The 20,965-nt window shown below is 60.5% G+C and carries 18 protein-coding genes; 12 read left to right on the forward strand and 6 right to left on the reverse strand.

Features of this window, described 5'->3' with window-relative positions; genetic code table 11:
* Nucleotides 1–247 precede the first annotated feature (247 nt).
* The 4 genes from AEQ67_RS19295 (at nucleotide 248) to AEQ67_RS19310 (ending at nucleotide 3,205) form a co-directional block, all read left to right on the forward strand.
* Nucleotides 248–694 carry a DUF411 domain-containing protein gene (locus AEQ67_RS19295; protein ID WP_059405427.1) on the forward strand — a complete coding sequence of 149 codons (447 nt, stop codon included), beginning with the start codon at nucleotides 248–250 and terminating at the stop codon, nucleotides 692–694.
* The gene (locus AEQ67_RS19300) at nucleotides 694–1,128 is read left to right on the forward strand and encodes a YqaA family protein (protein ID WP_059405428.1); all 435 of its coding nucleotides are present in this window, start codon (nucleotides 694–696) and stop codon (nucleotides 1,126–1,128) included. Before AEQ67_RS19295 ends, AEQ67_RS19300 begins: the two co-directional genes overlap by 1 nt.
* Nucleotides 1,129–1,212: 84 nt before the next feature.
* Nucleotides 1,213–2,238, forward strand: coding sequence for an alpha/beta fold hydrolase (locus tag AEQ67_RS19305; RefSeq protein ID WP_059405429.1), 1,026 nt, complete (start codon nucleotides 1,213–1,215; stop codon nucleotides 2,236–2,238).
* A gap of 13 nt (nucleotides 2,239–2,251) precedes the next feature.
* The gene (locus tag AEQ67_RS19310) at nucleotides 2,252–3,205 is read left to right on the forward strand and encodes a D-2-hydroxyacid dehydrogenase family protein (RefSeq protein WP_059405430.1); all 954 of its coding nucleotides are present in this window, start codon (nucleotides 2,252–2,254) and stop codon (nucleotides 3,203–3,205) included.
* Nucleotides 3,206–3,403: 198 nt separating this feature from the next.
* Here AEQ67_RS19310 and AEQ67_RS19315 read toward each other — a convergent pair whose 3' ends face one another.
* On the reverse strand, nucleotides 3,404–4,177 hold the full coding sequence (locus AEQ67_RS19315) for a class I SAM-dependent methyltransferase (RefSeq protein ID WP_059405431.1): 774 nt from the start codon (nucleotides 4,175–4,177) through the stop codon (nucleotides 3,404–3,406).
* Nucleotides 4,178–4,315: 138 nt separating this feature from the next.
* On the opposite strand from AEQ67_RS19315, the gene AEQ67_RS19320 reads away from it, so the two are divergent.
* From AEQ67_RS19320 to AEQ67_RS19335, 4 genes are read left to right on the forward strand one after another with little or no spacing between them, the layout of a single operon-like run.
* A complete protein-coding gene (locus AEQ67_RS19320) occupies nucleotides 4,316–4,876 on the forward strand; it encodes a cytochrome b (protein WP_059405432.1) in 561 nt (186 codons plus the stop codon).
* A 27-nt stretch (nucleotides 4,877–4,903) separates the two neighbouring features.
* Nucleotides 4,904–5,437, forward strand: a complete 534-nt coding sequence (locus tag AEQ67_RS19325; protein ID WP_059405433.1) for a tetratricopeptide repeat protein — start codon at nucleotides 4,904–4,906, stop codon at nucleotides 5,435–5,437.
* A gap of 54 nt (nucleotides 5,438–5,491) precedes the next feature.
* On the forward strand, nucleotides 5,492–5,989 hold the full coding sequence (locus AEQ67_RS19330) for an RNA polymerase sigma factor (protein WP_177333664.1): 498 nt from the start codon (nucleotides 5,492–5,494) through the stop codon (nucleotides 5,987–5,989).
* Entirely contained in the window at nucleotides 5,986–6,747 is a 762-nt protein-coding gene (locus AEQ67_RS19335) for an anti-sigma factor family protein (RefSeq protein WP_059405435.1), read from the forward strand. Before AEQ67_RS19330 ends, AEQ67_RS19335 begins: the two co-directional genes overlap by 4 nt.
* Before the next feature lie 728 nt (nucleotides 6,748–7,475).
* Here the strand turns inward: AEQ67_RS19335 and AEQ67_RS19340 are convergent.
* Both AEQ67_RS19340 and AEQ67_RS19345 read right to left on the reverse strand, forming a co-directional pair.
* Complete coding sequence (locus AEQ67_RS19340; protein ID WP_059405436.1) at nucleotides 7,476–8,777, reverse strand: ATP-binding protein; 1,302 nt, start codon at nucleotides 8,775–8,777, stop codon at nucleotides 7,476–7,478.
* A gap of 4 nt (nucleotides 8,778–8,781) precedes the next feature.
* Nucleotides 8,782–9,483 carry a response regulator transcription factor gene (locus AEQ67_RS19345; RefSeq protein WP_059405437.1) on the reverse strand — a complete coding sequence of 234 codons (702 nt, stop codon included), beginning with the start codon at nucleotides 9,481–9,483 and terminating at the stop codon, nucleotides 8,782–8,784.
* Nucleotides 9,484–9,753: 270 nt separating this feature from the next.
* Here AEQ67_RS19345 and AEQ67_RS19350 point away from each other — a divergent pair, with 270 nt between their 5' ends.
* The 3 genes from AEQ67_RS19350 to AEQ67_RS19360 all read left to right on the forward strand — a co-directional run bounded on the left by AEQ67_RS19350 (nucleotide 9,754) and on the right by AEQ67_RS19360 (nucleotide 14,860).
* Nucleotides 9,754–10,911 carry an efflux RND transporter periplasmic adaptor subunit gene (locus AEQ67_RS19350; RefSeq protein WP_059405438.1) on the forward strand — a complete coding sequence of 386 codons (1,158 nt, stop codon included), beginning with the start codon at nucleotides 9,754–9,756 and terminating at the stop codon, nucleotides 10,909–10,911.
* 15 nt (nucleotides 10,912–10,926) lie between these two features.
* Nucleotides 10,927–14,025 carry an efflux RND transporter permease subunit gene (locus AEQ67_RS19355; RefSeq protein ID WP_059405439.1) on the forward strand — a complete coding sequence of 1,033 codons (3,099 nt, stop codon included), beginning with the start codon at nucleotides 10,927–10,929 and terminating at the stop codon, nucleotides 14,023–14,025.
* Between the two features lie 193 nt (nucleotides 14,026–14,218).
* Nucleotides 14,219–14,860, forward strand: coding sequence for a DUF1345 domain-containing protein (locus tag AEQ67_RS19360; protein ID WP_059405440.1), 642 nt, complete (start codon nucleotides 14,219–14,221; stop codon nucleotides 14,858–14,860).
* Between the two features lie 456 nt (nucleotides 14,861–15,316).
* On the opposite strand, the gene AEQ67_RS19365 is transcribed toward AEQ67_RS19360, so the two are convergent.
* From AEQ67_RS19365 to AEQ67_RS36305, 3 genes are all read right to left on the reverse strand, one after another.
* Nucleotides 15,317–17,518, reverse strand: coding sequence for an autotransporter outer membrane beta-barrel domain-containing protein (locus AEQ67_RS19365; protein ID WP_059405441.1), 2,202 nt, complete (start codon nucleotides 17,516–17,518; stop codon nucleotides 15,317–15,319).
* Nucleotides 17,519–17,693: 175 nt separating this feature from the next.
* The gene (locus AEQ67_RS36300) at nucleotides 17,694–18,656 is read right to left on the reverse strand and encodes a hypothetical protein (protein ID WP_236710383.1); all 963 of its coding nucleotides are present in this window, start codon (nucleotides 18,654–18,656) and stop codon (nucleotides 17,694–17,696) included.
* Between the two features lie 123 nt (nucleotides 18,657–18,779).
* Nucleotides 18,780–19,709, reverse strand: a complete 930-nt coding sequence (locus AEQ67_RS36305) for a hypothetical protein (protein ID WP_236710384.1) — start codon at nucleotides 19,707–19,709, stop codon at nucleotides 18,780–18,782.
* 380 nt (nucleotides 19,710–20,089) lie between these two features.
* On the opposite strand from AEQ67_RS36305, the gene AEQ67_RS19375 reads away from it, so the two are divergent.
* Complete coding sequence (locus AEQ67_RS19375) at nucleotides 20,090–20,929, forward strand: AraC family transcriptional regulator (protein WP_059405442.1); 840 nt, start codon at nucleotides 20,090–20,092, stop codon at nucleotides 20,927–20,929.
* Nucleotides 20,930–20,965: the final 36 nt, after the last annotated feature.

Consider the following 20,965-nt stretch of genomic DNA (forward strand, 5'->3'; position numbering starts at 1 on the left):
ACCACTCAGGCATTGGTGATACTGGCTCGCAAGCTTGCTCGGATCGTATTCGCTCTACTGAAAGGACAGGGCGAATACCAACCCAAAGCTGGTTGAGGGCTTCCCCTCAACCATAGAATCTCCCACATTGGATCGCGCTCGCCCCATCACCGTATGCGGTATTAGTTCGAAACAATCTCGTACCTCCTTGCCAGAAAAAACGGTCAGAATGCCTTTCTTTGGCCGCAATCCCAGACGAGATTCCCCCATGCGAACCCACCTGCGCCTGGCCGCCCTGAGCGCCCTGTTCATTTCTTCCCTGGCTCAAGCCGCCGACCTGATCCCGATCGAAGTGCACCGCGACGCCAATTGCGGCTGCTGCAAAAAATGGATCAGCCACCTGGAAGCCAACGGCTTCAAAGTCGAAGATCACGTCGAAGCCAACATGAGCGAGTTCAAGCAACAGCACGGCGTGCCGCCGCGTCTGGCGTCCTGCCACACCGGTTTGATCAACGGCAAATTCGTTGAAGGTCATGTGCCGGCCGATCAAGTGCTGGCCTTGAGCAAACGCGCTGACCTGCTGGGTGTTGCTGCCCCCGGTATGCCCATGGGTTCACCGGGCATGGAAATGGACGGCATGAGCGATGCGTACCAAGTGATCGGGTTGAAGAAAGACGGCACTGACGTGGTGGTGGCGGACTACCCCGCCCATTGATGTCCGCTGCCTACATCGGGCTGTTCTTCGCCGCCTTCGGTGCGGCGACGCTGCTGCCCTTGCAATCCGAAGCGGTGCTGGTGGGACTGTTGCTCAGCGGCAAGTATTGGCTCTGGTCGCTGCTGGCGGTCGCGACGTTGGGCAATGTCCTCGGTTCGCTGCTGAACTGGTGGCTGGGCCGCGGTATCGAGCGCTTTCATGACCGACGCTGGTTTCCGGTCAGCCCGCGTCATCTGGACAAAGCCCGCCTTCATTATCAGCGCTTTGGTCATTGGTCGTTGCTGCTGAGTTGGGTGCCCGTTATCGGGGACCCGCTGACCCTGGTGGCCGGCGTGATGCGCGAGCCGCTGGGGCGATTTCTGCTGATCGTGACCCTCGCCAAAGGCGCCCGCTATGGCGTACTGGCCCTGGCAACACTGGGCTGGATGGGTTGAACCATCGCGCAGCGCGATTGCCTGTGCTTAATGTCGCCCTAATCGTACCGATCCAGCATCGACCGGTTTCCAATGGAGTTCCCCATGTCCCATGCCCTCTCCCGCTGGCTGCCCAGCCTGCTGCTGACCGCTGCACTGCCCGTCATTGCCCACGCCGAAGGCGCGGAATATGGCCCCGAGCTGCAGGGTTTCGAGTACCCCTACACCGTCAAGCATTTCGCCTTCCAGTCCCAGGGCAAAGCCCTGCAAATGGGCTACATGGACGTCGCCGCCCACGGCAAGGCCAACGGGCGCAGCATCGTGTTGATGCACGGCAAGAATTTCTGCGGTGCGACCTGGGACGCTTCGATCAAGACCTTGAGCGAGGCCGGTTACCGAGTCATCGCCCCGGACCAGATCGGCTTCTGCACTTCCAGCAAACCGGACCACTATCAGTACAGCTTCCAGCAACTGGCGAGCAACACCCAGCAACTGCTCAAAGCCCTCGGCATCCAGAAGGCCAGCCTGCTTGGGCACTCCACCGGCGGCATGCTCGCCACCCGCTACGCGCTGCAATACCCCGATCAAGTCGAGCAGCTGGCGCTGGTCAATCCGATCGGCCTGGAAGACTGGAAAGCCCTCGGCGTGCCGTACCGCACGGTGGATCAATGGAATGAGCGCGAACTGAAACTCACCGCCGACGGCATCCGCACTTACGAACGCAACACCTATTACGGCGGCCGCTGGAAGCCCGAGTTCGATCGCTGGGTGGACATGCTCGCCGGCCTGAACAAAGGCCCGGGGCACACGCAAGTGGCGTGGAATTCGGCGCTGATCTACGACATGATCTTCACCCAACCGGTGTATTACGAATTCAAGAACCTGAAGATGCCGACCCTGTTGCTGATCGGTACATCCGACACCACGGCCATCGGCAGCGACATCGCGTCGCCCGAGGTCAAGGCCAAGCTCGGTCATTACGACGTACTCGGCAAGCAAGTGGCAAAACTGATTCCCCAGTCGACGCTGGTTGAGTTTCCCGGCATGGGCCACGCGCCGCAGATGGAAGAACCGGCGAAATTCCACCAGGCGCTGCTCGCCTGGCTGAACAAAACCAACCCCGTTCATTGATGAGGTAAGGCGAATGGCTGTGCAGATTGCGGTGATCGACGATTGGCAGGATGTGGCCCGGAACGTGGTGGACTGGTCCGTGCTGGAGAGCATCGGTCAGGTGAGTTTTATCCACGACTACCCCGCCGACAACGAAACCCTGGCGGCACGTTTGGGCGAGTTTGAGGTGATCTGTGTGATGCGCGAGCGCACCCGGTTCGATGAGGACCTGCTGCGGCGTTTACCGAAGCTCAAACTGCTGGTCACCGGCGCCATGCGCAACGCGGCCCTCGACTTGAAAGCGGCCGCCTCGTTGGGCATTCAGGTCAGCGGAACGGATAGTTATAAGCACGCCGCCCCGGAGCTGACCTGGGCGCTGATCATGGCCGCGACCCGCAACCTGGTGGTCGAAGCCAATGCCCTGCGCGCCGGCAACTGGCAGCAAAGCCTCGGTGGCGACCTGCACGGCAAGACCCTGGGAATCCTCGGTCTGGGCAGCATCGGCCAACGTGTCGCGCAGTTCGGTCAAGTGTTCGGCATGCGGGTGATCGCCTGGAGCGAGAACCTGACGGCGGAACGCGCAGCCGAATCCGGCGTGACCTTTGTCAGCAAGCAGGAACTGTTCGAACAGGCCGATGTGCTGTCGGTGCACCTGGTGCTCAGCGAGCGCAGCCGCGGATTGGTCGACGCTCAGGCACTCGACTGGATGAAGCCCACGGCGCTGCTGGTGAACACCGCGCGCGGGCCGATTGTCGATGAGGCGGCGCTGATCAAGGCGTTGCAAAAACAGCGACTGGCCGGCGCGGCGCTGGATGTGTTCGACCAGGAACCGTTGCCCGCTCATCACCCGTTCCGCACGCTGGAGAATGTGCTGGCGACGCCGCATGTCGGGTATGTCAGCCAGCAGAACTATCACCAGTTCTTTTCGCAGATGGTTGAGGACATTCAGGCCTGGTCTGCGGGGAAACCGATACGCCTATTGAGCTGAGATTCGCGGACAAGCCCACTCCCACATTGGAATGCGGTCCCCTGTAGGAGCGAGCTTGCTCGCGATGGACGTTAACGATAACGCGTGCTGGCTGGATAAACGTGTCGACCTCAGGCCCATCGCGAGCAAGCTCGCTCCTACAAGGGGGCGCATTCCAATGTGGGAGCGGGCTTGCTCGCGAATGGCCTCACCACCGATCTAACCGCCCTTCACCGCCACAAACGCCACCGTGACATAAGGCACCGTCACCACCTCTTTGCCCCGCAGTTCAGGCTCCCGGGCAATCATTGCCCGAATCTGCTCATCCACCTTCGCCCTCTCCAGCGCCGGCAACGCCGCGACAAAACTGGTCGAACGCACGCGGTTGTAAATCACGTCTTCCGGTGCCCCCGTGTGGCTATGGCTGAAGTGTTGTTCGCGCAGCGGCCCGAACGCCGCATGCGGAAACGCCCGACGCCACGCTCCCGTGTAAAAGCGCGGGGTATCGCCCTCCAGCGCATTGACGATCGCATCAAGTTTTGGCACCCAACTCACCGTGGTATCACGCAGGTTCCACACCAGCCCCAACTTGCCGCCGGGTTTGAGCACGCGGGCAATTTCAGTCAGCGCTTCGCCACTGGCAAACCAGTGAAACGCCTGGGCGCAGATCACCACGTCCACCGATGCGTCCGGCAGTGGCAAGTCCATGGCGGTGCCGTTGACGGCCAGCACTTGAGGTAGCGCGTCAGACAATTTTTCGAGCATCTGCGGCACCGGTTCCACAGCAATCACCTGCGCCCCGGTCGCCACCAGCCGAGCGGTGAACTTGCCGGTGCCGGCACCCAGATCGATCACGGTTTTATCCGCATTCAATCCCAACGTAACCGTTAGCCAATCAGCCACTTGCGGCGGATAATCCGGGCGACCGCGAACATAAGTATCGGCGCCGGTTTTATAGCCGGCGGCCGCAGAGTGATGGACTTGATCTCTCATGGCAGTGCTCCAGATCGACAACCAATGCTGACGAGCATAGCGCCTCGAATTGCGCTTTCCTTGCAAAGACCGTCATAAAGAAATGAATAATTGTTCACCCTGGCGTGTTCATCCGGTATCGCCCCTTGAGGATTGTCCATGAGTAGCTTGAACCCTGTCGCACCGAGACGTTACGACCGCCTGACCATAAGCCTGCACTGGCTGACGGCCTTGCTGGTGATTGGCCTGTTTGCCAGTGCGCAGATCTGGGGCCAACTGGAAAAAGGCACGCCGCTGCGCAAGGAACTGCAGGCGCTGCACATTTCCTGCGGCATTCTGCTGGCGGTGATTGTCATCGGCCGGCTGCTCTGGCGTCTGACCCTGGGCCGTCGTTTGCCAGCGGCCAATCAAGGCGTGATGAACATCCTGGCGAAAGCCGCGCATGTGGCCCTTTATGCCTTGTTGCTGAGTCAGATCGTGTTGGGCTTTGTGTTTCGTTGGGCGCAGGCTGAACCGTTCAACTTTTTCGGCTTGTTCGATGTCCCAACGCTGATCACCTTCGATAAAAGCATGAAGTCAGTGTTTGGCGGGCTGCACGAGCAAGTGGCGTGGGTTATCGTGATTCTGGCCGGACTGCATGCGGTCATGGCGCTGGTTCACCATTACGGCCTGCGTGATAACACCTTGCGCCGGATGCTGCCAGGGCATGATGCGATCTGAAACGACCCAATCTGTGGAGCCTTGACCATGAGTACCCGTTTCGCAGTTATTAGCGCCCCGCTGCTGCTGGTTGTCGCGCTGTCCAGCTCTTTTGCGTGGGCCAATGGGGGTGGCGACGAGCCCCCGGCAAGACCTAATTGCCCCAAAGGCCAGGTCTTCGACAGCCGGTCGCAAAAATGTCTCAAGCAAACCAGCAGCCTGGTGCCGGACGCTGACCGCACCGATTACGCCTATCGTCTGGCCAAGGACGGTCGCTACGAGGAAGCGCTGGCCCTGCTCGACACCCTGAAAGAGCCAAACACCGCCAAGGCGCTTAACTATCGCGGCTACGCCACGCGTAAACTAGGGCGCACCGATGAAGGCATCGGTTACTACCTGCAATCGGTGAAACTCGATCCGCAGTACGCGCAAGTGCGTGAGTACCTCGGCGAAGCCTACGTGATCAAAGGTCGCCTGGACCTGGCGCAGGAACAGTTGCAGCACATCAAATCGATCTGCGGTAACACCTGCGAGGAGTATCAGGACCTGGCCGAAGCCATCAACGATTCATCGAAAACCTGACACACCGATAAGACGGAGGTCGCCATCGCCAGCGATCAGGCAATACGGGCAGAACTGGGCCAGCATCTGGCGCGCTTATGGCGCTACGGCCTGCTGCTGTCCAGGCAGAGGCATGTCGCCGAAGACCTGGTGCAGGCGACCTGCGTGCGGGCGCTCGAACGCGGCGGGCAGTTTGAATCGGGCACCCGCATGGACCGTTGGCTGATGAGCATCCTGCATTCGATCTGGCTCAATGAAGTGCGCGCGCGTCGGGTGCGGCATGGCCAGGGGCTGGTGGATGCCGATAACGCCTTGTCGTTCGATGGTGAGCAAGCGGCGCAGACCCATGTGCTGGCGGCGCAGGTGATCAGGCGCGTCGACGCGCTGCCCGAAGCCCAGCGAGAAACGGTGTTTCTCGCCTACGTCGAGGGCTTGTCCTACCGCGAAGTCGCCGAAATATTGCAAATACCGATCGGCACCGTCATGAGCCGCCTGGCTACTGCCCGCCTGAAGCTGGCTGAGTATCCACCGCTGCACACCGTGCCGAACCCTTCCACCGGAGAACATCGATGAACGCGATCCCCTCGGATGAGCAACTGGTGGCGTACCTCGATGGCCAGCTCGACAGCGAGCAATGCACGCGCATCGACAACGCCATCGCTGAAGACCCGACGCTCAACCTGCGCCTGCAATGGCTGGCCCGCAGCAGCCTGCCGTTCAAGGCCGCCTACGACGAGCTGGGGCGACAGGCACCGATGGATCGTTTGCAGTACATGCTCGACACCTTGCCCTCGCCTGCCCGCCCGGCCATGAACCGGCGCTGGTTCCTCGCGGCGGCGGCAGGCCTGGTGGTCAGCGGCGTGCTCGCGGACCGGTTGTTCCTCGGCTGGCAATTGAGCCAGCAAAAGAACAACTGGCGCGACCTGGTGGCCGACTATATGTCGCTCTACGTACCACAGACCCTGGACCATTTGCCCAGCGATGAAGCGGCCCAACGGGTGCAACTGCGCACGATCGATGCGCGCCTGGGTTTGAAGCTTGCGCCCGCACAACTGACCCTGCCGCGCTCCGAGTTCAAACGCGCGCAAATCCTCGAATACGACGGCGTGGCCATCGCCCAGATTACCTATCTGGACCCGACGCATGGGCCGATGGCGCTGTGCGTCACGCGTTCCAACAGTGGCAGCCGGCCGTTGGCCCATGAGCGTCGGCATGAGATGAACGTTGTCTATTGGGCCGAGAGGGAACACGCCTGGATGCTGATCGGGCATAACCCGGCGGAGGAACTGGAAGACATGGCCAAATTGCTGCGCAGCCGGCTGAGCGCCTGATCAAGCGGTTCTCCCTGTAGCAGCTGTCGAGCCCGCGAGGCTGCGTTCGAGGACGCAGTCCTCGCCAATCCTGCGCATGCGGTTTACCTGTTGGACCGTGCTGACTGGTTTTACGACTGCTGCGCAGCCGGACGCAGCCTTCGGCAGCTGCTACAGAGTGCGCGCCGTTCCTGTGTGTCCTTTTCCTGAGGTTGACCCCGTAGCAGCTGTCGAGCCTGCGAGGCTGCGTTCGAGGACGCAGTCCTCGCCAATCCTGCGCATGCGGTTTACCTGTTGGACCGTGCTGACTGGTTTTACGACTGCTGCGCAGCCGGACGCAGCCTTCGGCAGCTGCTACAGAGTGCGCGCCGTTCCTGTGTGTCCTTTTCCTGAGGGTGACCCCGTAGCAGCTGTCGAGCCTGCGAGGCTGCGTTCGAGGACGCAGTCCTCGCCAATCCTGCGCATGCGGTTTACCTGTCGGACCGTGCTGACTGGTTGTACGACTGCTGCGCAGCCGGACGCAGCCTTCGGCAGCTGCTACAGAGTGCGCGCCGTTCCTGTGTGTCCTTTTCCTGAGGGTGACCCCGTAGCAGCTGTCGAGCCTGCGAGGCTGCGTTCGAGGACGCAGTCCTCGCCAATCCTGCGCATGCGGTTTACCTGTCGGACCGTGCTGACTGGTTGTACGACTGCTGCGCAGCCGGACGCAGCCTTCGGCAGCTGCTACAGAGTGCGCGTTGTGCCAGCGACCATCAAACCGGGGTCGGCAGCCATAGGCGGAATCGTGCGCCGCCCAAGGGGGATGCTTCTACTGTGAGCGTGCCGCCCTGCGCTTCCAGCGCCCGCCGACTGATTGCCAACCCCAGCCCAAACCCGCCCGTGGCCCGATCCCGGCTACGATCCAACCGATAAAACGGTTCAAAAATCCGTTCACGCTCGTCATCCGGGATACCGATCCCGTCATCATCCACCCAGATCTCACAGCCCTTCGGGCAGACCTTCACGCCAATCTGAATCCGCTTCTCGCAGTAACGCATGGCGTTGCGCAGCAGGTTCTGCAGAGCGCGGGCAGTCAGGCGGGGGTCGAGACTGAAGCGCTCGAGTTGGCCGTGGAGCAGCACGTCGATGACGATGTCCGGGGACTCCAGTTCTTCGTCGACGCTGCCCAAGATGCTGTCGATGAATTCGTCCAGTGAGACTTCAACCTGTTCCGGCAGGCGCGCCGGATTTTGCAGGCGGCTGTAGGACAGCAGTTCCAGCACCAGCTCATCGAGTTCGCGAATGTGCGCGACCAGACCTTGCAAGCGTTCGCGGCTGGCGGCGGGCAAGTCGTCGGAGAGCGCCAGGGCCAGGCCGAAATCCAGGCGTGTCAGCGGTGTACGCAATTCATGAGAGACCGCGTTGAGCAGGTCCCGTTGCTGATTCAGCAAGTTCTCGATGTCGCCGGCCATGGTGTCAAAGACATTGGCCAGGCTGCCGATGTTGGAGTTCGGAGAAATCCGCGTGCGCTCGCCCAACTGACCCTTGCCGAAGCGTTCGGCGGTGCCTTTGAGGCGTTCCAGATCGCGCCAGTGCGGGCGCAGCCACAACAGCAAACAGGCAAGCATGGTCGCGCCGATCAGCACGTTGATGCTCCAGTACAGCCAGCTGACATCCGTCGGGTCCGGCGGTACGATCATTTCCACCACGGTTTGCTCATTCAGCGGTGACACCGCCAGGGTGCGCCAGCCCCAGTCGCCAATGCGCACGACGTTCTCGCCGCGTTGCAAACGTTCCCGTTCATCGAGGGTGAAATCGGCGTCGTCATTACCCGTCAGCGCGATGTGCAGAGGCGCGAATTCGCGGTCCATCTCGGCGGCCAGTGCCGGCCATTGCTCTTGGGGCACGGCATGGAACTGTTTGACGATGAGGGTTTGCAGCCCTCGGGAATAATCGAGGTTATAGGTGAGGAAACGCTCATGGAAGACCTTGATTACCAGGTCTGGCACCAGGTAAATCGCTGCACTGAACGAGACGATGGTTACCAGGTACAGGCGAAAGAGGATTCTGAACATCGCCTCAGCATTCCCATTCGGAACGGCTGAACAAGTAGCCCTTGCCCCACACGGTCTTGATCTTGCGCGCCTCCCCGGCATGGTCGTCGAATTTGCGCCGCAGCTTGGAGATCGCCACGTCCACCGAGCGGTCGGTGCCGTTGAATTCGATGCCGCGCAGGCGTTGCAGAATCTGGTCGCGGCTCAGCACTTCGCCGGCGTGCCGGGCCAGCACCACCAACAGGTTGTACTCGCCGCTGGACAGTTCCACCAATTGCTCGCGCCAGGTCACGGTGCGCTCCGACAGGTCGATGCACAGGTTGCCCATGAGGATGCGGTCGTTGGCGGTCTGCGGTTCGCTGAGGCTGCTGCGCCGCAGCAAAGTGCGCACCCGGGCCAGAAGGACGCGCGGCTCGCAAGGTTTGGTGACGTAGTCATCGGCGCCCATTTCCAGGCCCAGCACCTGATCGTGGCTGTCGTCGCGGGCGGTGAGCATCAGGATCGGCAACGCCGCCGAATCGGCGCGCAGCAAGCGGCAGACTTGCAGGCCGTCGAGCCCGGGCAGCATCAGGTCGAGGATCACCAGGTCCGGCGGATTGACCCGCGCACGTTCGCGCACCTGATCACCGCGACTGATCACGCTGACGGAATAGCCGTTGCGTTCCAGGTAGCTGGCAATCAGTTCGGAGAGCGCGGTGTCGTCTTCGACCAGGAGGATGTTGGGCATGGAGGTGTTTCCAGAAAGTGCTGTGGCGCCCTTCCGGGCCTCTTCGCGGGCAAGCCTCGCTCCTACAGAGGTATCGCATGCTCCTGTAGGAGCGAGGCTTGCCCGCGAAGAGGCACGAACAGACGCAAAAATAATCAAGCAGCCAAGGATATACGCCCTCACACCCAGCTGAGTAAAACCCTTACACAATTTCACACAGCACCTACAAAGCTTCACCGCTACCCTCGCCCGCTCCCCGTAGGATGCGGGGGTCATTATTGGGGTGTGTACATGTCAAAAAATCTGCTTGCCAGGCTCAGCCTGATTGCCCTGGCGTTGACGCTGAGCGCTTGTGACAAGTCCTCGAACGCCGAAGAGCAGGCGCCGCTAGCCACGGTTCGCATCGAGACTATCGAAGCCCGACCACTGTCGATCAGCAGCGAGCTGAGCGGTCGGATTGCCGCGCCGCGCATTGCCGAAGTCCGTGCCCGAGTGGCCGGCGTGGTGATGCAGCGGGCCTTCCGTGAAGGCAGCGATGTGAAAAAAGGCGATGTGCTGTTTCGCATCGACCCGGCGCCGTTCAAGGCTGACCTCGACAGCGCCGAAGCATCGCTGCGCAAGGCCGAGGCCAACGCGTTCCAGGCCAGGCTGCAAGAGCAACGCTACGCCCAGTTGATCGAAGGCAACGCCATCAGCGGCCAGGACTACGACAACGCCCGCGCCAGCGTTCGGCAAACCGCGGCCGACGTCGCCGCCAACAAAGCCGCCGTCGAACGGGCGAAACTCAACCTGGGTTACGCCACCGTCACCGCGCCGATTTCCGGGCGTATCGGTCGTGCGCTGGTCACCGAAGGCGCTTTGGTCGGCCAGAACGAAACCACCCCGCTGGCGTTGATTCAGCAACTGAACCCGATCCACGCCGACCTCACCCAATCGACCCGCGAACTCAACGACCTGCGTCGGGCGTTCCGTTCCGGGCAACTAAAAGAAGTGGGTCAGGGACAAGCCAAAGCCACGCTGATTCAGGACGACGGCAGCCTTTATCCATTGCCGGGCAAGGTGCTGTTCACCGACATCACCGTCGATCCGGGCACTGGCCAGATCATCCTGCGCAGCGAATTCCCCAATCCCGACCTCGACTTACTGCCCGGCAGTTTCGTTCGTGTGCGTGTGGAACAAGCGGTCAATCAGCAAGGCATCAGCGTGCCGCAACGGGCCATCCAGCGTGACAGCGCCGGCATCGCCCAAGTGTTGGTGCTCGACGCCGAGCAGCGGGTCGGCCAGCAACCGGTCGAACTGGGGCCGGTGCAGAACGATCGCTGGATCGTCACCAGCGGCCTCAAGCCCGGCGACCGCATCGTCACCGAAGGCCTGCAACACGCCCGTCCCGGCGAAAAAGTGCAGATCGACGACACCCCTCTTCCACTTGCCCAGGTTTCTGGTCAGTAAGCAGGACGCTTGTTTATGCCGCAGTTCTTTATCGATCGCCCGGTGTTCGCCTGGGTGGTCGCGCTATTCATCCTGTTGGCCGGCGCCTTGGCCATCCCGCAGTTGCCAGTGGCGCAGTACCCCAACGTCGCGCCGCCGAAAGTCGAAATCTACGCCGTGTACCCCGGCGCCTCGGCGCAGACCGTGGACGAAAGCGTGGTCAGCCTGATCGAGGAAGAACTCAACGGCGCTGACCACCTGCTGTATTTCGAATCCCAGAGCAGCCTCGGCAGCGCCACCATCACCGCAACCTTCCAGCCGGGCACCGACCCGGAAATGGCCCAGGTCGACGTGCAAAACCGCCTCAAGGTGGTCGAGTCGCGCTTGCCCCAGGCGGTCACGCAACAGGGCCTGCAAGTGGAGAAAGTCTCCGCCGGTTTCCTGTTGCTGATCACCCTGACCTCCAGCGACGGCAAGCTCGATGACGTGGCGCTCAGCGACTACCTGGCGCGCAACGTGATGAACGAGATCAAGCGTCTGGACGGTGTCGGCAAGGCACAGCTGTACGGCGCCGAACGGGCGATGCGCATCTGGATCGACCCGCAGAAGCTGATCGGTTTCAACCTCACGCCAGCCGACGTCAACGCCGCCATCGTCACGCAAAACGCCCAGGTGTCAGCCGGCAGCATCGGCGACTTGCCGACCCGCACCACCCAGGAAATCACCGCGACCATTCTGGTCAAAGGCCAGTTGTCGACCCCGGAAGAGTTCGCCGACATCGTCCTCAAGGCCAATCCAGACGGCTCTACCGTACGCATCGGAGATGTGGCGCGGGTCGAAATCGGCAGCCAGGAATACCAGTTTTCCACCCGCCTCAACGGCAAACCCTCGACCGCCGTCAGCGTGCAACTGGCGCCCGGCGCCAATGCCCTGAGCACCGCAACGCTGGTGCGGGCGAAGATGGATGAACTGGCGCGCTACTTCCCGGCCGGCGTCGAATACAAGATCCCGTACGACACTTCGCCCTTCGTCAAAGTCTCGATCACCAAAGTGGTTTACACCTTGGGCGAGGCGATGTTGCTGGTGTTCGCGGTGATGTTCCTGTTCCTGCAGAACATCCGCTACACGCTGATCCCGACGCTGGTGGTGCCGGTGGCGCTGATGGGCACCTTTGCGACGATGGTGGCGCTCGGGTTCTCGATCAACGTGCTGACCATGTTCGGCATGGTCCTGGCGATCGGCATCCTCGTGGACGATGCGATTGTGGTGGTGGAAAACGTCGAACGGATCATGGCCAGCGAAGGCCTGTCGCCGAAAGAGGCGACGCGCAAGGCGATGAAGCAGATCACCGGCGCGATCATCGGCATCACGCTGGTGCTGGTGGCGGTGTTCATTCCGATGGCGTTCATGCAGGGTTCGGTCGGGGTGATTTACCGGCAGTTCTCGTTGTCCATGGCCACCTCGATCCTGTTCTCGGCGTTCCTCGCCCTGACCTTGACCCCGGCGCTGTGCGCGACGCTGTTGAAGCCGATTGCCAAGGGTGAGCATCATGAGAAACGCGGGTTCTTTGGCTGGTTCAACCGACGCTTCGAACAGCTGACCGAGCGATATCAGGGCTGGGTCGCCTATGCGCTGAAACGCAGCGGTCGTTACTTGTTGATCTACGGTGTGTTGCTGGTCGGTCTGGGCGTGTGCTTCAGTCGCTTGCCCTCCTCGTTCCTGCCGGTTGAAGACCAGGGTTACACCATCACCGACATTCAACTCCCACCGGGTGCGAGCAAGAACCGCACGGTGCAGGTGGTCGAGCAGATCGAAGCGCACAACGCCACTGAACCCGGCGTGGGCGACAGCACGGTGATTCTAGGTTTCAGCTTCTCCGGCAGCGGCCAGAACGCGGCATTGGCGTTTACCACGTTGAAGGATTGGTCCGAGCGCGGCAGCGATGATTCGGCGAGTTCGATTGCCGACCGGGCCAATATCGCGTTGAGCCAGATCAAGGACGCCGTGGCGTTTGCGGTGCTGCCACCGCCGGTGGATGGCCTCGGTACGTCCAGCGGGTTCGAGTTCCGCTTGCAAGATCGCGGCGGCCTCGGCCACGCGACGTTGATGCGGGCGCGCAGCGAACTACTTGCCGCCGCCGAGAAGAGCCCGATCCTGATGAACGTGCGTGAAAGCGCGCTGGCTGAAGCGCCCCAGGTGCAACTGATCGTCGACCGCAAACAGGCGAATGCGCTGGGCGTATCGTTCGCCGACATCGGCAGCGTGCTGTCCACCGCCGTCGGTTCGGCCTACATCAACGACTTTCCCAATCAGGGACGGATGCAGCGGGTGGTGGTGCAGGCTGAGGGCGATCAACGCAGTCAGGTGGCTGATCTACTGAAGATTAACGTGCGCAACAACGCCGGGAAGATGGTGCCGTTGTCGGCGTTCGTCCAGGCCAAATGGACCCAAGGGCCGGCGCAGTTGACCCGTTACAACGGTTATCCGGCGATCAGCATTTCCGGCGAACCGACGCCGGGCCACAGCACTGGTGAAGCCATGGCGGAAATCGAGCGGTTGGTGGCGTTGGGGCCTGCCGGGTTGGGTCAGGAATGGACCGGGTTGTCGTTGCAGGAACGCTTGTCCGGAAGCCAGGCACCGATTCTGCTCGGCTTGTCGCTGCTGATCGTGTTCCTGTGTCTGGCGGCGTTGTATGAGAGCTGGTCGATTCCGACCTCGGTGTTGCTGGTGGTGCCGTTGGGTGTGCTCGGCGCAGTTCTCGCGGTGACGTTGCGCGGGATGCCTAACGATGTGTTTTTCAAGGTCGGGTTGATCACCATCATCGGCCTATCGGCGAAGAACGCGATCCTGATCATCGAGTTCGCCAAGAGCCTGTACGACGAAGGCCATGACCTGATCAACGCCACGCTGCAAGCGGCGCGATTGCGCCTGCGGCCGATCGTCATGACTTCGCTGGCGTTCATCCTTGGCGTGGTGCCATTGGCGATTGCCACTGGCGCCAGCTCGGCGAGCCAGCAAGCCATCGGCACCGGCGTGATCGGCGGGATGATCACCGCAACCCTGGCCGTGGTGTTCGTGCCGGTGTTTTTTGTGGTGGTGATGAAACTGGTGCGCAAACGCCACACAAAAATCTAAACACAACACAAATCCCTGTAGGAGCGAGGCTTGCCCGCGAAGACGCCATCACATTCAATATCAATGTTGATTGACTGTACGCCTTCGCGGGCAAGCCTCGCTCCTACAGGGATCTATGCTCGCTTGATCATTGTGGTCATGCCCGGCCACCCTGAGCTAAGGTGTTTTCATTGTCCTGACCCCTCGAGCCTCCATGCCCTTTCTCACCCACACCCACCCACGCCTCTCCGCCGCAACCACGTTCGGCATCGCAGTGGGCATTCTGATGCCAGCCGATTCGATCATCAGCAAAATCCTCTTCGGCTGGAACGCCGGGGTCTGGACATACCTGATCCTGATGCTCTGGCTCACCTCACGCGCCAAGGCGCCGGATGTGCGACGCATTGCCGAGATCGAGGATGAAAACGCCGGGCTGGTGCTGTTCGTGGTGTGCATTGCGGCGATGGCCAGCCTGGCGACCATCACCTTCGAGCTGGCGGGCAGCCATAGTCTGGACACCTACCAAAAGTTGCTGCACTACGGTTTTACCGGGCTGACCGTCATCGGCTCATGGTTGCTGATCGGAGTGATTTTCAGCCTGCATTACGCGCGATTGTTTTACACCTGGGGCGGCAAGGAACCAGCGCTGCGCTTTGCCGAAGGGTTGCTGACGCCCAACTATTGGGACTTTCTGTATTTCTCATTCACCGTCGGGGTGGCAGTACAGACCTCGGATGTCGGCGTCGCCACGCGGGAAATGCGCAAGATTGTGCTGGCGCAGTCGCTGATCGGGTTTGTGTTCAACACGGCGATCCTTGGGTTCTCGATCAACATCGCGGCGGGGCTGTTTGGGTGATGCACGCAGCGCCCACCTGACAGAAATGACAGGTGCGTTGAAAAAAAACGACAAACGGAACATGTCCTCTTTCCGCGTGCTCAGCGCAGACCAAACGCCTGTATTCGCTGAAAATTACACACTGTCGGCGCAATTCGCCGCGCTGCATTTTCCTGCCAAACCTGATAGTTCTTACAGGTTTCAAGACGCCGTAACCACGCTATAAACGGGACTCAAGCTACACGCTGGACGCAGGGACCACGCCCGCTTCAGGAAGGATCCGGCCGTGTCCACGGTGCAGTCATTGTGGGGTCAAGCGAGTTAAGGGACCTCGATGCTGACATGTCATGTTCTCCGTCACTGAAAATCGGTCACGCTGCAGCCGATGCCAGCATGCCCGCCAACCCTGATGAACAGTCAATGCCGTGGTGTGAAGTGCGCCAGGCCTGTGCCCGGCGCTGCTCGCTCTAAGCGCAATTACCAGAGGTATCGCACGCCAAAGTTCGCACCCCACGGCTGTTTGATTTTGTTGCCATTGCTGTAATCGAAATCGGCATGAACCGAGACCTTGTCGGTCAGCGTCATGGCGACACCGGCCCCCAATTCACCGCGGTAGCCCGAGAGGTCGTTGTTGAACGAGTTATCGTTGACCTTCACTTTGTTGTTGTTCGCGAACTCATGCGCATAAGCCGCGCGAAGGTAGGGCTGTACGGTCTTGTCGTCCCACTTGAAGTTGCGCCCGGCGGTCGCCCCTGCTTTGACCAGCAGTGAATGAGTGCGACTGCCTTCGGCGCTCAAGCCGTTATCCAGGTCGTAGTCTTTGCCCTGAATGATCACACCCGAGAACTGAGTAAAGGGTTCAACGAAATAGTCGTCGGCCAGTTTGATATGCCGGCCGAACTCCAGGGATGCACCGACGCCATTGCTGTCGTAATCACCTTTGGTTTTTTTACCGTCACTCAGGTGCACGTCAGACTCGTTCTGGAAACGGTTGAACTTGAGCACGCCATCGAAGTAGTAACCGCTGAGCGCATCCAGCCAGGTGGTGTAGGCCCCCAGGTAGTAGCTGTCGATCGTGCCGCTGGTGCCACGACTCAAATCCAGGTCGGACTTGCTGTAGCCACCGAGCAAACCCACCAGCCACTGTCCGTCACCGATCGGCAACGGCGCGTCGGCACCGAACGACAGGCCTTGCTGGACTTGCTGGTAATCGACACCTGAGCTGGCGCTGACGTCGAATTTGTTGCCATAGGCGCGAATCCAGCCACCGGCCTTACCGGGGTCCATGCGCACTTCGCCCATGCGGCTGCGCAGGATGCTGAGCTCGCCATACCAGGCGGTCGGTGCCGCATTGAACAGCGCAATGACCGACTGGGTTCCCGGGCTGATCGTGCGCGACAGGGTATTGAGGTACCAGTCGTTGCTGCCTTGCTGGATCAGGTCATAGGAAAAAGCCCCAAGATTCACCGAGCCACCGGCCAGGGTGAACGTCGCATCACCGCTGCCAATGTGGACAACCGGAGTGGCGCCCGCCTGTACAGGCTCGGTGCCGCTGGAATCAATCGCGACGGTGTGATTGCCGGTGGCGTTTCCGCTCACGGTCAGGGTGTCGACCTCACCGGTCTTGAAGTCGGTGTGCATGAAGAACGTACCGCCAGTACCCGACAGCGACCCCACGTCTAATTTGAAGAACTCGCCCGGGTTGCCGAACTGCACGCCCCCCCCGTTGAGGTCGAGGTTGGCGACGCTGCCATCACCGACCATCACCCAGCGTGCATCGCTGTTGACTGCCAGGTTCTGCACGTTCTGCAGGCGGCCGGTCAGGGTGGCGGCGTTTTCCAGCAGCACATTGGCCGTACTGCCACCGTCGGCAACGATATCGCCAACGAGGGTGCTGCCGCCGACCCGCAAATGACCTTCGGCGCCGTTGCGCACGTCCATCAGGATGCCGTTACTGGCCGTCAGGGTTGAGCCGTTGAGCACCGAGATGTTGGCCTCGAACGGCCCTACACCCAGGGTATCGATGAGAATCGCCGGGCCATTGAGGCCTTCAACTCTGGTGTTGTTCAGGGTCAGCGAAGCGGGTGTACTGACCAGCGGATCGCCATTGATTTCGATCCCGCTGGCGTTACCCATGATGGTGCTGTCGGTCGCCGTGGTCGTCCCGCCGAATATATTTATGCCCGTAGCGTTGGCACCGGTGCCGGAGACCGTTGTCCGTAACAGTGTCAGCTCGCTCAAGCCGGTAATGGTCGCGCCGGCTCTGCCGCCGTAGATGAAACTGTCGCTCACCGTTGCGGTGGATCCTTGAGTGACTGTTGCATTGCGACTGACCGCCAGGCCAACCTGATTGCTGGTAATGGTGCTGGTAGAAATGTCTGCTCGCCCCGCGTTCAAAAGCACACCCGTGGTGCCTGTTGCCTGCACGGTGGCGCCCTTGAGGTTCAGGGTCGAATCGTTCACCCGGATCTGACGCGTCTGGGCGCCATTGGCATTCAAGGTCGACTTCCCGTTCAACACGTAGTCATCGGGTGCCGTGGCGCCGTCAATGGTCAAGACCTCTCCGGGGACCAGAACCCTGGCGACACTCACATCACAAAACAGCAAGAAAGGTGCAACCGAGAACACCTTCAAAGCGCGAGACAGCGGATGCAACTTGAACAAGTGAACAGTAGGCATAAAGACACCGTTGGCGAGCGAAGATAGAAAGCGGCGCAGGCTATAGAACAGTGCTTTTCTCGTATGTAGGACTTATCCGAAGGACTCATCCGAAACAGGCGAGTCAGCCGCCAGAGGAAACGCGTGTCGGTGCGACACCCGTTTCCTGCCTGGCGTTATCTGTGTGAGTCAATGTTCAAGGGTTCGGGGGAGGCGGAACGTTGCAGCTGCCTTCGCCCTGCGACAAACCGACTTCAGTGTTGGTGGGAACGGATGAAGCGGGTTTACCCGTGATGGTGTAGGAGACTTCGCCTTTACCCAACGGTAGTGCTTTCGACCATATAGGAAGCACGTGAGTGGCGTAGGGTTCGATGAGCCAGACAATGCCGTTTCTCGCCTGGTCTGCGGTAATGTTGGTGAACGTCTGCTCTTTCTTGGCTGTGGGAATCAGTGTTGGATTATCAAAATCCGTGTAGGCATTCCACACAACTTTAACTTCGTCGCCCTCGTTCAAATGACCACTGGGCGGAATCCGATACTGGATCCCGTACGACGTCCCCTCCTCTTTCCAGCGCAGTGAATTACAGGTCACGATGCCCGCCGGATTGGTATGCAAAGGTACGGCGTCGGGCAGCTTGAAGACCAGCCAGTCGATGTCGATGTTCGTGCGCGGTTGCGGTTCTTGCGGGTTTTCGTGGGCTGCGTTGGACAACACGTACCAGACGGGCATGGTTGCGCTGGGGCCTTGGCCGCGGATCACGTCCCAATCGAGTTCAATCTTGATTTTATCGCCCACCTTGTCGTTGGCCACATCAATGACATAGGGAGTGCCGATCGGTGTGCCGTTCCACATCACCTGGTAGGTATCGCCATCAGCCAGCGGCGCGACCAGTTCAATTATGGCGTTCACCTCTTCATCTTCATCCGTAACAATCAGCTTGTTAGGCACAGCCGACTTACCGATAACTTCAACCACTTTGAGGTTCGGGTTACCGGGCTCCGGATTCGGATTCACTGGCCCGGGCAGGGACAGGTTGCATTTGACCGTCGCGATGACCGATTCGAACGGTTCAACACCGCGATACACGATGTACTGGAGGTCGGTGTTTACCACGCCTTTCGCCGTACCGTACTCTGTCAGAATGTGATCCCATGGCATGAAGAACCTGAATCCGCTGCTCGGGTTGGCGCCCACAGGTATCGTGTGACCAACCTCGTTGGCGCCCCATTTGACGGCAATTTGATCGGTGGACTTGCCATTGGTAATTCTGCCGAACGTGACCTAGACACCGCTGTCGATGATGTCCGAGCGCAGCAACTCACCGCCGGTGGCGTCCGTTGCATGGGGAGCCGGTGTCAGCGGGACGGGAGGCAACAGACCCAGCGCCACGGACATCAGCTCATACAAAGACAGCGCACTGATATTGCCGGCCTTGTCGAGGAGCACATAGCCGGCGCAGCACAGACCATCCCCCTCCCTTGCGAAAGCGGCTTTGGGGATTCTCACTTTGCCGTTAGCGCTAATGGCTTGCGGACCGATCAAGACAATATCCGCAGGGTCTTCGGGCAGCTCTCCTTTGCGCCAGCCAAAGGCGACCTGAACGTCAGCAGCATCGCCAGTCCAACCGGGAATCGCCGCTTCCAGGAAGTCATCGGTGCCAAACGTTGTATCGGTGATGGGTGGCGTGACGGTGAACACCATCTTGGTCGGAGGTATCGCGCCATTGGGCGGGACCTTGTCGATATGGATGCGAACGCGCCCGGACTCATCGGGAGTTCCAAGGTAGTTTTCATGCAGATAACGGAGGTCGAAGGGGCCTTCGTTTTCTGTATTCAGAAAGAACGTGCTGGGGATTGTGAAATTCAGAGGCACCCAGGTCGCATTGGTAAAAGTGTGCTCTTTAAGCGTCGTCCATTCGCTACTGCCCCCTCGCGCAATCTGCAGCCTGATTGTGTCCGTACGTCCATTGGGGGGTAAGGAACCGTTCCAGGCAGTGATCGTAGTTTTCTGATCCGTATCGAGTTTCACCCTGGGAATGAGCCCGATCGGATTGCCGGCCATCACAAATCCGGAGACGTCCGGGTCCTGCACCACCAACAGTTCGGCGGCGCCGGATGTCGATTCGCTTGAGGCAAACTTTTGCTCTTTCTTGTCTGAACCAGCCAAGTTGTCGCTCTCCGTTTTCAACGCCAGCAGCCATGGACCTTCCATGGCGCTCCAGTTCGAAAAGCAGACCGAATACTGCCGGGCACTACCAAACGCTTCCCGTCGTTCTGCGCTGGGCGAAGTAAGCGCTTTTTTTGGTTGCCGCGTAACTGTCAAAGTTGACAGGTAGGCCGTTGCTCCTTGCACAAACGTTCTAGCCATTTCACGTGGCGCGGGCGTTAAATAACCGTCAACCACACGTGACCTGTGGCAGCTGGCGAAGCCTGCGTTCGGCTGTGTGTAGGAGCGAGCTTGCTCGCGATGGTCGTCCAGCCACAGAAAATGTGTCGGATGCTCCATCTTCGCGAGCGAGCTCGCTCCTACACACAGCCGAACGCAGGCTTCGCCAGCTGCTACACGGTTTGCGTTGTTCCCATAGGTGCCGTATGACCACTCACAACTGGCTCGACCTGGCTCAGGATGCCGACACCGGCATCGAGACCCTGCGCGCGCATTTCGAAGGCCATGCCTACGATCCGCACTGGCATGACAGCTATCTGGTGGGCGTCACCGAGCAAGGGGTTCAGCAGTTCAACTGTCGACGGGCGAAGCACCAGAGCACGCCGGGCAAGGTGTTTTTGCTTGAGCCGGGCGACATCCACGATGGCGATGCGCCGACTGCCGAGGGTTTCACCTACCGCATGCTGTACCTCGACCCGCAGTGGTTGCAGCGCGAACTCGGTGCCGTGTTCGACAATGCCCCGGACAACGGTGAACTGAGTTTCGCCAACACCCTGGCCAGCGACGCGCGTTTGGCCCAGGCCACCAGCCACGCGTTCGAAGCCCTGCATCGCGGTGAGCTGAAAATCGTCCGCCAGACCGCCCTCGACACCTTGTTCGAATGCCTGACTCGGCATTTGCACTGGCGCACGCGTTACAGCGACGATCCGCGCCTGCCGTGGGTGGCGCAGAAGGCCCGGGAGTATCTGCACGCCAACGCGCACGACGACATCGGTCTCGATCAACTGGCCGCCGTCACCGGCGTCGACCGCTTTCGCCTGACCCGCGCGTTCAAAGCGGCATATGGCTTGGCGCCGCACGCGTATCTGGTGCAATTGCGCCTGGCCACGGCCCGCCGCATGCTGGCCCGAGGCGAGCAACCGGCGACCGTCGCCATGACGCTGGGCTTTGCCGATCAGAGTCACTTGGGCCGCTGGTTCGTGCGCGCCTATGGCCTGACGCCAGCGCTGTATCGCAAGCGCTGCTCAAATCTTCCAGACAGCTGACGCATGGATTGTGAAGATCGATCTCAACGATCTTCA

This window comes from Pseudomonas sp. RIT-PI-q (assembly GCF_001297125.1).
In the GTDB taxonomy this organism is placed as follows: Bacteria; Pseudomonadota; Gammaproteobacteria; order Pseudomonadales; family Pseudomonadaceae; genus Aquipseudomonas.